Origin of the sequence: Sagittula sp. P11, assembly GCF_002814095.1 — a bacterium.
In the GTDB taxonomy this organism is placed as follows: domain Bacteria; phylum Pseudomonadota; class Alphaproteobacteria; order Rhodobacterales; family Rhodobacteraceae; genus Sagittula.
This window is the reverse complement of sequence record NZ_CP021913.1, coordinates 1,767,198-1,779,428: the sequence shown is the minus strand read 5'-3', so window position 1 is coordinate 1,779,428 and position 12,231 is coordinate 1,767,198. Positions and strand designations below refer to the sequence as shown.

Annotated in this window: 10 protein-coding genes; 6 read left to right on the top strand and 4 right to left on the bottom strand. The window is 70.3% G+C overall.

The features are described 5' to 3' along the window. Positions 1–14: 14 nt before the first annotated feature. Positions 15–3,470: a chromosome segregation protein SMC gene (smc, locus tag CDO87_RS08680; RefSeq protein ID WP_100928408.1), complete on the top strand. Its 3,456-nt coding sequence runs from the start codon at positions 15–17 to the stop codon at positions 3,468–3,470. Between the two features lie 85 nt (positions 3,471–3,555). Continuing rightward, complete coding sequence (locus CDO87_RS08675; protein WP_100928407.1) at positions 3,556–4,413, top strand: DMT family transporter; 858 nt, start codon at positions 3,556–3,558, stop codon at positions 4,411–4,413. Here the strand turns inward: CDO87_RS08675 and CDO87_RS08670 are convergent. After that, complete coding sequence (locus CDO87_RS08670; protein ID WP_100928406.1) at positions 4,383–4,823, bottom strand: NUDIX hydrolase; 441 nt, start codon at positions 4,821–4,823, stop codon at positions 4,383–4,385. The two genes, CDO87_RS08675 and CDO87_RS08670, sit on opposite strands and share 31 nt — an antisense overlap. A gap of 53 nt (positions 4,824–4,876) precedes the next feature. Here CDO87_RS08670 and CDO87_RS08665 point away from each other — a divergent pair, with 53 nt between their 5' ends. Further along, complete coding sequence (locus tag CDO87_RS08665; RefSeq protein WP_404944746.1) at positions 4,877–6,013, top strand: alpha-D-ribose 1-methylphosphonate 5-triphosphate diphosphatase; 1,137 nt, start codon at positions 4,877–4,879, stop codon at positions 6,011–6,013. A gap of 356 nt (positions 6,014–6,369) precedes the next feature. After that, positions 6,370–7,803 (top strand): D-alanyl-D-alanine carboxypeptidase family protein, encoded by a 1,434-nt coding sequence (locus tag CDO87_RS08660; RefSeq protein ID WP_254698390.1) that lies wholly within the window; start codon positions 6,370–6,372, stop codon positions 7,801–7,803. Between the two features lie 311 nt (positions 7,804–8,114). Here the strand turns inward: CDO87_RS08660 and rpsU are convergent, their stop codons facing one another. Beyond that, entirely contained in the window at positions 8,115–8,321 is a 207-nt protein-coding gene (gene rpsU / locus CDO87_RS08655) for a 30S ribosomal protein S21 (RefSeq protein ID WP_005614280.1), read from the bottom strand. A 117-nt stretch (positions 8,322–8,438) separates the two neighbouring features. On the opposite strand from rpsU, the gene CDO87_RS08650 reads away from it, so the two are divergent. Both CDO87_RS08650 and CDO87_RS08645 read left to right on the top strand, forming a co-directional pair. Then, entirely contained in the window at positions 8,439–9,113 is a 675-nt protein-coding gene (locus CDO87_RS08650; RefSeq protein ID WP_100928403.1) for a COQ9 family protein, read from the top strand. A gap of 66 nt (positions 9,114–9,179) precedes the next feature. Continuing rightward, positions 9,180–10,160, top strand: coding sequence for an NAD(P)H-quinone oxidoreductase (locus CDO87_RS08645; RefSeq protein WP_100928402.1), 981 nt, complete (start codon positions 9,180–9,182; stop codon positions 10,158–10,160). A gap of 43 nt (positions 10,161–10,203) precedes the next feature. Here the strand turns inward: CDO87_RS08645 and CDO87_RS08640 are convergent, their stop codons facing one another. Together CDO87_RS08640 and hemC are read right to left on the bottom strand one after the other, a co-directional pair. Beyond that, positions 10,204–11,058, bottom strand: coding sequence for a DUF2189 domain-containing protein (locus CDO87_RS08640; protein WP_100928401.1), 855 nt, complete (start codon positions 11,056–11,058; stop codon positions 10,204–10,206). A 147-nt stretch (positions 11,059–11,205) separates the two neighbouring features. Then, entirely contained in the window at positions 11,206–12,150 is a 945-nt protein-coding gene (gene hemC / locus CDO87_RS08635; RefSeq protein WP_198521886.1) for a hydroxymethylbilane synthase, read from the bottom strand. Positions 12,151–12,231: the final 81 nt, after the last annotated feature.

Here is a 12,231-nt window from a genome sequence, read left to right as displayed (position 1 = left end):
AGGAGGACCTGCCCGTGCACTTTTCCCGTCTGCGACTCACCGGCTTCAAGAGCTTCGTCGATCCGACCGACCTCATCATCTCGTCCGGGCTGACGGGTGTCGTGGGGCCGAACGGCTGTGGCAAGTCGAACCTGCTGGAGGCGCTGCGCTGGGTGATGGGCGAGACGCGCGCCAAGGCGATGCGCGGCGGCGGCATGGAAGACGTGATCTTTGCCGGGGCCTCGTCCCGGCCTGCCCGCAACTTTGCCGAGGTGGCGCTGACCATCGACAACGGCGACCGGCTGGCGCCCGCCGGGTTCAACGACACCGACCAGCTTGAGGTGGTGCGGCGGATCACGCGGGACGTGGGGTCGGCCTACAAGGTCAATGGCAAGGACACCCGGGCGCGCGACGTGCAGATGCTGTTCGCCGATGCCGCGACCGGGGCGACCTCTCCGGCGCTGGTGCGGCAGGGGCAGATTTCGGAACTGATCAACGCGCGGCCCGCGAACCGGCGGAAGGTGCTGGAGGACGCGGCGGGGATCGGCGGCCTCTACCAGCGGCGCCACGAGGCGGAACTGAAGCTGAAGAGCACAGAGGCCAACCTGCTGCGCGTCGACGACGTGGTGGAGCAGCTGGCCGGGCAACTGGCGCAGCTTGCGCGGCAGGCCAAGCAGGCGGCGCGCTACCGCGCCATCGGCGAGGAACTGCGCCAGACCGAGGGGATGCTGCTGTATCGCCGTTGGAAGGAGGCGGACCTGACCCGCGCGCAGGCGGAAGAGGCGCTGCGCGCCATGGTCGCCGCGGCCCTGGCCGCAGAGCGCGAGGCGCGCGAGGCGGAGGCCCGGCGCGGCACCGCGGAAGAGGCCCTGCCGCCGCTGCGCGAGGAGGACGCCATCGCCTCTGCCATCCTGCAGCGGTTGCTGGTGCAGCGCGATTCGCTGTCCGATCAGGAGCGGCAGGCAGCGGAGCGGATCGAGACGCTGAAGAAGCGGATTGCCCAGCTCGACCAAGACATGGCCCGCGAGGAGACGCTGAACCGCGATGCCGGCGAGACGATCGAACGGCTGGAGTGGGAAGCGCGCGAGCTGGAAAAGGCCGGAGAGGGCCACGACGAAAAGCTGGCGGAGGCGCAGGCGGCGGCGCATGAGGCGTCGGACGTGTTGCAGGCTCGCGAGGCCGACCTGTCGCAGATGACGGAGGACGTGGCCCGTCTGGCGGCACGGCACCAATCGGCGCAGCGCTACCTTGCCGATTGCCAGCGCACCGTGGCGCGCGGCGAGGCGGAGGCTGAGAAGGCCCATGCCTCCGTCGCGGAGGCGAAGGGGCGGCTGGCATCGGCCCGCGAGGCGGCGGAGAATGCGCGCGGCCGCCAGATGGATGCGACCGCCATGGCGGAGCGGGCGGAGACCCTGCTGACCGATTCGGAGACCGCGCGGGCAGAGTGCCAGTCGCGCGAGGCGGAGGCCCGCGGCGAACGGTCCGAGGCGGAGGGCGTGATGAACGCGCTGCGCGCCGAGGTGACGGCGCTGGCGCGCCTGCTGGAGCGGGACACGGCGGAGGGCGGCCAGATCCTCGACCGGCTGCAGGTGCAGCAGGGCTTCGAGAAGGCCCTGGGCGCGGCGCTGGCCGACGACCTGCGTGCTCCGGAAGTGGGAGAGGACGGGCCGTCGGGCTGGCTGGTGCTGCCCGCCTACGACGTGACGCAGCCCCTGCCGCCGGGCGTGACCTCTCTGGCGCAGCACGTGTCGGTGCCGGATGTGCTGGAACGGCGGCTGTCGCAGATCGGCCTCGTGGAGGCGGAGGACGGCGCGCGGTTGCAGCAGCTTCTGAAGCCGGGGCAGCGGCTGGTGTCAGTCGAAGGCGACCTCTGGCGCTGGGACGGTTACCGCGCCTGGGCGGAGGATCAGCCCTCTGCCGCGGCGCTGCGGCTGGAACAGCTCAACCGGCTCGAGGCGCTGAAGCAGGAGATGGCGGAAGCCTCTGCGCATCTGGACGGATGCCGGGCGGCGCATGACGCGCTGGTGGCCCGGCTGGCGGAGCTGACCCGCGCCGACAAGGAGGCCCGCGTGGCCCGGCGCGAGGCCGACCAGCAGGTGACGGAGGCGACCCGCGCCCTGTCCCGTGCCGAGGCCGATCGCGACATGGCCGAGGGCAAGCTGGAAAGCGCCGCGCTGGCGGTGAAGCGGTTCGAGGACGAGGCGGGCGCGGCCCGGGCGCAACTGAAGGAAGCGGAGCGCGCGCTGGAGGGGCTCGACGATCTCGACGAGGTGCGCGGGCAGGCCGAGGACGTCAAGATGACGGTGGAGGCGGCGCGGATGACGATGATGGCCCGCCGGTCCGCCGCCGACGAGCTGCGCCGCGAGGGCGAGGCCCGCAAGGGGCGCGCACAACGGGTGACGCAGGAACTGTCGGGCTGGCGGCACCGGCTGGAGACCGCCACGGTCCGCGCCCGCGAACTGGCGGAGCGGCGCGACGAGACCGAGCAGGAGCTGTACGAGGCCGCCGAGGTGCCGGAGGCGCTGTCGGTGCAGCGCGAGGAACTGTCGGAGGGGATCGCCGCCGCCGAGGAGCGGCGCGGCCTGGCGCAGGACCGGCTGGCCGATGCGGAGACCCTGCTGCGCGACGCGGTGACGGCGGAACGCGAGGCGGAGCGCCGCGCCGGCGAAGCCCGCGAGGCCCGCGCCGGTTGCGAGGCCCGTGCGGAAGCGGCGCGCGAGGGCGTGCAGGCCGCGGCCCTGCGCATCGAGGAGGTCATGGAAACCACGCCGCAGGCCCTGCTGGAGGCGCTGGACGCCGACCCGGACGAGATGCCCGACGCGGAGAAGATCGAGATCGAGGTGGCGCGGCTGAAGCGCGCACGCGACGCGCTTGGCGCGGTCAACCTGCGCGCCGAGGAGGACGCCCGCGAGGTCGAGGCGGAGCACGACGGCCTGGTGAAGGAGAAGTCCGACCTGGAGGAGGCGGTGAAGACGCTGCGCACCGGCATCGCCTCGCTGAACCGCGAAGGGCGCGAGCGGCTGCTGACGGCCTTCGAGCAGGTGAACTCCAACTTCTCGATGCTGTTCAAGCACCTGTTCGGCGGCGGCGAGGCGAACCTCGTCATGGTGGAATCGGACGATCCGCTGGAGGCGGGGCTGGAGATCATGTGCCAGCCGCCGGGCAAGAAGCTGTCGACGCTGTCGCTGATGTCGGGGGGCGAGCAGACGCTGACCTGCCTCGCGCTGATCTTTGCGGTGTTCCTGGCCAACCCCTCGCCGATCTGCGTGCTGGACGAGGTGGACGCGCCGCTGGACGACGCCAACGTCACGCGGTTCTGCGACATGCTGGACGAGATGTGCCGCCGCACCGACACGCGGTTCCTGATCATCACCCACCACGCGGTGACGATGGCGCGCATGGACCGGCTGTTCGGCGTAACCATGCAGGAGCAGGGCGTGTCGCAGCTTGTCTCCGTCGATCTGAAGCGGGCGGAGAAGCTGGTAGCATGAGGGGTCTCGCCCGGCGTGCGCCGGGCGATCCGCCGGGGCTCTGCCCCGGACCCCGAGGTATTTTCGCCAAGATGAAGGGGGCGGCATGAGGCTGTTTGCGTGGGTCGGGGTGGTGATGGTCGCCTTTGCGGCCAATTCCGTGCTGAACCGTGCTGCCGTCGGTGCCGGGCTGATCGAGCCGGTGGCCTTCGGGGTGATCCGCCTGTGGGCCGGGGCCGCGATGCTGGCGGTTCTGGCCTTCGCGCTGCGCGGCGGGCTGCGGCTGGGCGGCGCGGGCCGGGTTGCGGGGGTGCTGGGGCTCCTGGCTTATATCTTCGGGTTTTCATCGGCTTACGTCGACCTGCCGTCCGGGCTGGGGGCGCTGATCCTGTTCGGCATGGTGCAGGTGACGATGTTTGCGGGCAGCCTTCTGGGCGGGGAGCGGCCGCCGCTTCTGCGCTGGGTCGGGGCGGGACTGGCCTTTGCCGGGCTCATGTGGCTGGCCTGGCCGTCCGGCGGGGCGTCCGGCGGGCTTTGGGCGGTCATGAGCATGGTGGCCGCGGGCGTGGGCTGGGGCGTCTATTCGCTGGCCGGGCGGAAGGCTGCGGATGCGCTGGGGTCCACGGCGGCGAATTTCGTGATCGCGGCGCCGCTGGCGCTGTTGCCCATGGGGGTCGATCCGGGCCCGATGACCGGAGGCGGGATCGCGCTGGCGGTGCTGTCGGGGGCGGTGACGTCGGGCATGGGTTACGCCCTCTGGTACGCGGTCCTGCCGCGGCTCGACGGGGCGGTGGCGGCTGTGGCACAGCTGACGGTGCCGATGATCGCGGCGCTGGGGGGCGTGCTGCTGCTGGGCGAACCGCTGACGGTGACGTTCCTCATGGCCTCGGCGGTGATCCTGGGCGGTGTGGCGCTGTCGGTCCTTGGGCCGCGCTATTTCGCGAGGAGTTCCAGCGGATCGTAGGTCAGCCCGTCCTGCCAGGGCAGGGTGCGGAGGCTGTCGGGCTTCATGTGCAAGTCAGCGAGTTCGGCGCGCGTGAAGAAGCGCCGGGTGTGGACGATTCCCTCGGGGTCCTGCCAGTCGTCGGTGATCTGGCCCGCGGTGACGGTGCAGCGGAAGAAGACCTCCACCTGGTGAAAGCCGGTGTCGGGGTCGTGGTATTCGTTCACCAGGCAGGGGGCCCCCACGTCGACGGTCAGGCCGGTTTCCTCGTGCACCTCGCGGGCGAGGTTGTCGGGCAGGGAGGCGCCGCATTCGACGCCGCCGCCCGGCGCGCACCAGAGCGTCGAGGTCCGGCCCGGCCAGGCGTTCACCAGGAGCAGGCGGTCGTCGTGCATGATGATGGCGCGGCAGGCGAGGCGAGGGGAGGTCATGGTGCCTTTTCTATGCGCCCTCTCCCGGCTATGCCAGCGCCATGAGCCTCGGGATGACATGGACGGGCGCGCGCGTGATGACGCCCGCCGGATGGGACAGCGGCGCCGTTTCGATGGCAGGCGGCGTGATCGCCGACGTGCCTGTGGGACGGCGCGTGGACCTGTCGGGGTACGACGTGCTGCCGGGGATCGTGGACGCCCATGGCGACGGGTTCGAGCGGCACATGGCGCCGCGGCGCGGGGCCCTGCGGGAACGGGACGCGGGCATGGTGGCCGTTGCGGCAGAGCTTGCGGCCTGCGGGATCACCACGGCGATGCTGGCGCAGTTCTGGTCCTGGGAGGGCGGGATGCGCGGGCCGGAGTTCGCGGAGGAGGTCTTTGCCTCCGTCGCGGCGGTGGCGGGGACGGTGCCGGTGGACCTGCGGCTGCAGTTGCGGCTGGAGACGCATTACCTGGACAGTTTCGCGCGGGCGGAGGCGGCGGTGGACCGCTGGGGCATCGGCTACGTGGTGATGAACGACCACCTGCCGCACGACCGGCTGGCGGAGGGACGCAAGCCGCCGCGGCTGACCGGGCAGGCGCTGAAATCGGGCCGTAACCCGGAGGCGCATTTCGCGCTCATGATGGGCCTGCACGCGGCGGCGGCGGATGTGCCTGCGGCCATGGACGGTTTGTGCGCGCGGCTGGCGGCGCGGGGCGTGGCGATGGGCAGCCACGACGACCGGACGGCGGCACAGCGGGCCGGGTGGCGGGCGCGCGGCGTCCGGATCTCGGAATTCCCGGAGACGCTGGAGGCGGCACAGGCGGCGCGCGACGGCGGCGACAAGGTGGTGCTGGGCGCGCCGAACGTGGTGCGGGGCGCCTCGCACGCGGGCAATGTCGCGGCGCAGGAGGTGATCGCCGAAGGGCTGTGCGACGCGCTCGCGTCCGACTATCACTACCCCTCGCCCGCGCGGGCGGCCTGGCGCTGTGTCGAGCTGGGGCTTCTGGACGAGGCGGCGGCGTGGCGGCTGGTCTCCGACGGGCCCGCGCGGTTGCTGGGGCTGGAGGACCGGGGGGCGATCCTGCCGGGCAAGCGGGCCGACCTGCTGGTCATGGAGCGCGAGAGCCGGCGAATCGTGGCGACCGTGGCGGGGGGACAGGTGGCCTGGATGAGCGGTCCGGTGGCGGCGCGGTTCATGGCCGGGTGAGTCCCGCGGCGGTCCGGTTGTAGCCCGGGTTTGGCTGCCCCATTTTCGCCACAATTTGCCTTATTCCGGACACAATGGCCTCAATAGTTGGGGTTGTGCGGACAACCCCCAAGATGTTGGTAACACCTGCCCGGAAAATGTGATGCAAATCAATGCACTGCAGGCTTTTCCACAAGCCCTTTCCGTGTTAGCATTTGTTTAACCATGGTGCCCGCAGAATGGTACCAGGACAAACCCCACCGAAACATCGGGGGGAAAGAGGCAGAAAGGCGGAACAGGTGACGGGACGTCGCAGGAAGTGGGGCCGGACAGGCCTCCGTTTACTCACATTCGTTTGGCTGGTGGCTCTGCTGCCGATGGCAGTGAAAGCCGCGCCCTACGCAGCCATGGTCATGGACGCGCGCACCGGCAAGGTGCTGCACGCACAGAACGCGGACACCCGGCTTCACCCGGCGTCGCTGACCAAGATGATGACACTCTATATTGCCTTCGAGGCGGTGCAGAACGGCGAGCTGACGATGGACACGCTCGTCACCGTGTCGAAGAACGCGGCGGCGGAACCGCCGTCGAAGCTGGGCCTGCGCGAGGGGCAGAAGATCAAGCTGCGCTACCTCGTGCGTGCGGCGGCGGTGAAGTCGGCCAACGACGCGGCCACCGCGATCGGCGAGGCGGTGGAAGGGTCGGAGGCGGCCTTTGCCCGCCGGATGAACCGCACCGCGCAGGCGATGGGCATGACCCGGACCACGTTCAAGAACGCCCACGGGCTGACGGCGGAGGGGCACCTGTCCACCGCGCGTGACATGTCCATCCTCGGGCGGCACGTGATCTACGACTACCCGGAGTACTACAACCTGTTCTCGCGCGTGACGGCGGATGCGGGCGTGCGCACCGTGTCGCACACCAACCGCCGCCTGCTGCAGAGCTACAAGGGCGCCGACGGCATCAAGACCGGCTACACCCGGGCGGCGGGCTTCAACCTTGTCGCCTCGGCCGAGCGCGGGCAGGAGCGAGTGATCGCCACGGTGTTCGGCGGCCAGTCGACCGCGTCGCGCAACGCCAAGGTGGCGGAGCTGCTGGACCTCGGTTTCCGCGAATCGCCGAGCCGCGTGGCCTTTGCGGCACCCGGCAAGCCGCCCTACCTGGGCCGTGGCGCGGGGACTGCGGGCATCGTGGTCGCCAATACCTCCGATCCGGCACCGGGCACGCGGGCGAAGTCGATCCGCGTGGCCAGCGCCGCCGTTTCGCGCAGCCTGCGTCCGCTGGCGCGGGCGGGATCTGTGGCCCCGGCGGTGCCCGCGGGCGAGGTCGCGCCGCTGGTTGCGCAGCTCGAGGACGAGATCGAGACGGTGCTGAAGGAAGTGCAGGCCACGTCGTCCGCCGCCGCCGCGGCGCCGGTCGGGTCCGCCGTGGTCGCGGCCTCGGCTGTGGCGCCTTCGGCCTCGGCCAAGCCGATCCGCAGGCCGCAGGGCGTGACGCTGGCCAGCGCCGCGCTGCGCGACACGCCGACGCCCGCGCGCGAGGCGGAGGTCGTCACGCGGCTGTCCACCAACGACGCCCGGCACTGGGGCATCAACGTCGGCCGCTTCCCGAGCCGCTACGCCGCCGAGAAGATCCTGCTGAAGACTGCCCTCGCGGAGACCGCGACGCTGGACGGATCGCTGCGCAAGGTGGTGCAGGGCAACCGCGGGTTCGACGCGAACTTCATGGGGCTGACGCGGGACACCGCCGAACTGGCCTGCAAGCGGCTGCAGGCGCGGCAGGTGAACTGCTTCATGATCGGGCCTAGCTGATCCCGGGTGGGCGGTGGACGCCCTGCCCTCCGCTGACATGCCATACTGGGCCGGCTTCGTGCCGGCCCTTTTCCTTTGCGGGACAGGGGAGGGGCTCCGCCCCTCGGCCTGCGGCCTCACCCCGAGGTATTTCTTGCCAAGATGAAGGAGGAGGGCGTTTGGGGGGGCGCCGGCGGCGCGGCAGGTGTGGGCTCGCCCGCCTGTGGCTGGGGCCAGTTCAAGGGGGCTGGCGGCTTGAGCACATGAAAAACCCCCGAAGGCGGGTGCCCCGGGGGTCGATCGTTTGTTCAGTGCCGAAGAACGGCTGAGCCTCAGAGGAGACCTTCGCGCTGGGCCTTTTTACGAGCCAGCTTGCGGGCGCGGCGGATAGCCTCGGCCTTTTCACGGGCCTTCTTCTCGGACGGCTTCTCGAAATGCTGCTTGAGCTTCATTTCGCGGAACACGCCTTCGCGCTGCAGCTTTTTCTTCAGGGCGCGGAGCGCCTGATCGACATTGTTGTCACGAACACTGACCTGCATGTGGTTTTCACCACCTTTCTAAGTCTGGAGTTGCAAGGAAGTTTTGCAGGAAGCGGCCCTATAGCAAGGGGCGGACTATTTGTCTACCCTGATGCGCGATGCAAGAGGAGAGGTCCCATGCCCGATACCGCTGACCGGTTGCTGGATGCAGCCCTGACACACGTGCCCTTCGACGGCTGGTCGGAGACCACGTTCCGCGCGGCGGTGCAGGATGCGGAGGTCGACCGCACGGTGGCGCGGGCGCTGTTCCCGCGCGGCGCCGTGGACCTGGCCGCGGCCTATCACCGGCGGGGCGACGCGCTGATGCTGGAGCGGATCGAGGCGGCCGACATGGAAGGCATGCGGTTCCGCGACAAGGTGGCCTTTGCCGTGCGGGCGCGGATCGAGGCGGCGGAGGACCGGGAGGCGGTGCGGCGGGGCACCACGCTCTTTGCGCTGCCGATGTATGCCGCCGAGGGCGCGAAGCTGATCTGGGGCACGGCGGATGCGATCTGGCGGGCGTTGGGCGACACCTCGGAGGACGTGAACTGGTACACCAAGCGGGCGACGCTGTCGGGGGTCTATTCCTCGACCGTGCTGTTCTGGCTGGGCGACGATTCGCCGGGGCACGAGGCGACCTGGGCCTTCCTCGACCGGAGGATCGAGGACGTGATGCGGATCGAGAAGATGAAGGCGGGCGTGCGGGACAGCAAGGTGCTGAGCGCGCTGGCCGCCGGTCCGGCGCGGATCCTCGACATGGTGAAGGCGCCGAAGCGCGACGATTTGCCGGGGGGCTGGACCACCCGCGGCTGATCTCGGGGTGTTGCCCGGGGCCGGTGCGCTGATAGCGTTGCCGGACGAGACAACAGGGAGGGCCCCATGGCCGACATGCGCGCGATCGAGATAACCGGGGCCGGGGGGCCGGAGGTGCTGAAGCCCTGCACGCGGCCCGTGCCGGAGCCGAAGGCCGGGCAGGTCGTCCTGAAGGTGGCCTATGCCGGGGTGAACCGCCCCGACGCGCTGCAGCGGGCAGGCAGCTACGCGCCGCCGCCGGGCGCGTCCGACCTGCCGGGGCTTGAGGCCTCGGGCGAGGTGGTGGCCGTGGGGGCGGGCGTGGACTGGCCCGCGGTGGGCGACATGGTCTGCGCGCTTTTGCCCGGGGGCGGTTACGCGGAATACGTGGCGACGCCCGCCGCGCATTGCCTGCCGGTGCCGGAGGGCATGGGCATGAAGGAGGCAGCCTGCCTGCCGGAGACCTTCTACACCGTCTGGTCCAACGTCTTCATGCGCGGCGGCCTGCAGGCGGGGGAGCGGTTCCTGATCCACGGCGGGTCGTCCGGGATCGGCACGACCGCGATCCAGCTGGCAAAGCATTTCGGGGCGCGGGTCTTTGCCACCGCCGGGTCGGTGGAGAAATGCGCCGCCTGCGAGGCGCTGGGGGCAGAGCGGGCGATCAATTACCGCGACGAGGATTTCGTCAAGGTCATGAAGGACGAAGGCGGCGCGAACCTGATCCTCGACATGGTGGGCGGCGACTACATACCGCGCAACGTGAAGACGCTGGCGGAGGACGGGCGGCTGGTCCAGATCGCCTTTCTGCAGGGGCCGCAGGTGGAACTGAACTTCGCCATGGTCATGGTGAAGCGGCTGACGATCACCGGCAGCACGCTGCGTCCGCAGAGCGACCTGGCCAAGGCGCGCATCGCGGATGAGCTGAAGGCGAAGGTCTGGCCGCTTCTGGATGCGGGCAAGATCGCGCCGGTGATGGATTCGGAGTTCGCCCTGGACGACGCCGCGCAGGCGCATACCCGGATGGAAAGCTCCGGCCATATCGGGAAGATCGTGCTGAAGGTCGGCTGAGCCGGCGGGTGGCGGGCCGGGGGCGACCCGGCCCCTGCCGCCTTCAGTGGATCGCGCGCCGGTAGAGGTGCCACGTGGCGTGGCCCAGCACCGGCAGCACCACCACGAGGCCGATCAGCATGGGCAGGCTGCCGAGGATCAGCCCGGCGGCGATCACCGCGCCCCATGTCAGGACGACCTTCGGATTCTCGCGCGTGACCTGGATCGAGGTGGAGACTGCGACGGGCAGGCCCACGGGCCGGTCGATCAGCAGGGGGAAGGACACCAGCGATATGGCGAGCACCGCGAGCGCGATGGCGAACCCCAGGCCGCAGCCCACGACGATCATCGTCCAGCCCGCGGCCGTGCCGAAGACCTGATCCGCGAAGGCTGAGAGGGAGGCGGGGGCGTCGCCCAGCAGGGCGCTGTGCAGGCCCGCGGCGATCAGCATCCAGCCGATGAACAACGCGCAGAGGTAGAGGCCCAGCATCACCACCGCGCTGAAACGCGGGCGCTGGACCACCTTGAGCGCGGCGAAGAGGCCGGTGTCCTCGCCACGTTCGCGGCGGCGGCTGATCTCGTAGACGCCGACGGCGGCGACCGGGCCGAGGATGGCGAAGCCGGCCATCAGCGGGAAGATCAGCGGGATCAGGTTGCGGTCGAACCCCATGGCCATCAGCACCAGCCCGATCACCGGGTAGATGAGGACGAGGAACATCACGTCCGTCCGGCAGGCCTTGAAATCCGCCCATCCGGCGCGGAGGGCGTCGCCGATATCGCCCATGCGCAGCCTGCGCGTTCGGGGGGCTGCGAGATGGGCGATGCCGCCCATGCGGCGCGAACTTTCGACCGCGTGGTGCGAGGCGCGTCCGAAGGCGCCGGCGAGCCAGCTTGCGGGATTTCCGATGGTTTGGGTCATGTCGATCTCCTCCCGGCGTGGCGCCCGCCGGTGGAAGAGGTCGATCTTTGCGCCGGCCTCGACCGCGGGCGCTTCCGAACTCAGCGTAACACGGAAGCGGGGCCCGGCATATCACCTCTGTGCGAGAGGCGCGCGGTCAGAGGGGCGTCAATGCCAGTCGAAGAAGCCGTCGCCCGCGCGGGCCAGAAGGTCGTCGGCGAGGGCCCGGCCGAGGGTCGCGCCGTCGGCCACCGGGCCGCTGATCTCGCCTGCGTGGGAGATCGAGCCGTCCGGTTTCAGGATCTCGCCACGGAGCCTCAGGTTCTCGCCGTCGAGTTCGGCCAGCCCGGCAATCGGCGTCTCGCACGAACCGTCGAGCTGGGCGAGGAAGGCGCGTTCCGCCGCAAGCCGCAGGCCGGTGTCGTGGTCGTGGATGGCGGCCAGCATCTCTTGCGTGGTGGGATCGTCGATGCGGCGTTCGATGCCGATGGCGCCCTGCGCGATGGCAGGCAGCATGTCCTCTTCGGCGATGGGGAACATCGGCACGCCGGGGATCTTCATCCGGTTCAGACCGGCGCAGGCGAGGAAGGTGGCTGTGGCCACACCGTCCGAGAGCTTCTTCAGCCGGGTCTGGAGGTTGCCGCGGAACTCCACCACGCTCAGGTCGGGGCGGCGGTGGAGCAGCTGCGCACGGCGGCGGAGCGAGGAGGAGCCCACAACGGCGCCCATCGGCAGATTGTGGATCGAGCCGTGATCGTGGCAGATGAAGGCGTCGCGCGGGTCCTCGCGCGGGAGATAGCAGTCGAGGATCAGGCCTTCGGGCTGTTCCGTCGGCATGTCCTTCATCGAGTGCACGGCGATGTCGATGCGGCCCGCGATCAGCGCCTCTTCGATTTCCTTGGTGAAGAGGCCCTTGTTCCCGATCTCCTTCAGCGGCCGGTCCGCGGCGATCATCGCGCGGTCGTCGCCGGTCGTCTTGATGATGCAGATCTCGAAGGCTTCCTCGGGCAGCGAGAAGGCGGCCATCAGCCGTTCACGGGTCTCGAAGGCCTGCGCCAGCGCCAGCGGAGAGCCGCGGGTGCCGATCTTGAGCGGGGAGTTGGGCGTGGGCATCGTCATGGCCCAGAGCTTTATGCGGCAGGCTGACCGCTGGCAACCACCCGCGTTTTGCCCTAAGTGCGGCAAAACACCGAT

What these genes read in the sequence shown, in the direction of transcription:
- CDO87_RS08675 (WP_100928407.1), top strand. Translation starts at nt 3,556, where the DNA reads ATGAGGCTGTTTGCGTGGGTCGGGGTGGTGATGGTCGCCTTTGCGGCC.
- CDO87_RS08670 (WP_100928406.1), bottom strand. Translation starts at nt 4,823, where the DNA reads ATGACCTCCCCTCGCCTCGCCTGCCGCGCCATCATCATGCACGACGAC.
- CDO87_RS08665 (WP_404944746.1), top strand. Translation starts at nt 4,877, where the DNA reads ATGACATGGACGGGCGCGCGCGTGATGACGCCCGCCGGATGGGACAGC.
- CDO87_RS08660 (WP_254698390.1), top strand. Translation starts at nt 6,370, where the DNA reads ATGGCAGTGAAAGCCGCGCCCTACGCAGCCATGGTCATGGACGCGCGC.
- rpsU (WP_005614280.1), bottom strand. Translation starts at nt 8,321, where the DNA reads ATGCAGGTCAGTGTTCGTGACAACAATGTCGATCAGGCGCTCCGCGCC.
- CDO87_RS08650 (WP_100928403.1), top strand. Translation starts at nt 8,439, where the DNA reads ATGCCCGATACCGCTGACCGGTTGCTGGATGCAGCCCTGACACACGTG.
- CDO87_RS08645 (WP_100928402.1), top strand. Translation starts at nt 9,180, where the DNA reads ATGGCCGACATGCGCGCGATCGAGATAACCGGGGCCGGGGGGCCGGAG.
- CDO87_RS08640 (WP_100928401.1), bottom strand. Translation starts at nt 11,058, where the DNA reads ATGACCCAAACCATCGGAAATCCCGCAAGCTGGCTCGCCGGCGCCTTC.
- hemC (WP_198521886.1), bottom strand. Translation starts at nt 12,150, where the DNA reads ATGCCCACGCCCAACTCCCCGCTCAAGATCGGCACCCGCGGCTCTCCG.